Source organism: Frankia sp. Mgl5, assembly GCF_023242985.1.
Lineage (GTDB): Bacteria > Actinomycetota > Actinomycetes > Frankiales > Frankiaceae > Parafrankia > Parafrankia soli.
The window spans coordinates 1-274 of the sequence record NZ_JALKFY010000121.1 but is presented as its reverse complement, the minus strand read 5'-3'; the positions used below and the strand labels follow the sequence as shown (position 1 = coordinate 274).

1 protein-coding gene is annotated in these 274 nt (G+C 55.5%); it reads left to right on the top strand.

Translation table 11 applies throughout. The features are described 5' to 3' along the window. Positions 1-274: hypothetical protein (locus tag MXD62_RS08635; protein WP_248828866.1), on the top strand; the 274-nt coding region annotated here is incomplete at both ends.

The window sequence follows — 274 nt, the reverse complement described above, 5'->3', positions numbered from 1 at the left end:
CCGTTGGACAGATCGAACAACCTTGGCTTACCTTTGATAACCAAACAGGCATGTCTCACGCTGGCTACCCGGCATCGCTTAATACCAGCGGCTCGTTCACGACAGTCACAGAGCCTGTATACCGAACCAAAAAAGCGGCCAAGCTTGCCTACAACTTTGCTAATGCTCCGGCCAGCGACGTGCGGATTGCATACGGACGCATCGCCGCGCAGCCTGTTACCATTCCGGGCGCACCGATCGGCTTAGGTTTGTGGGCATATGGAGATGGCAGCAA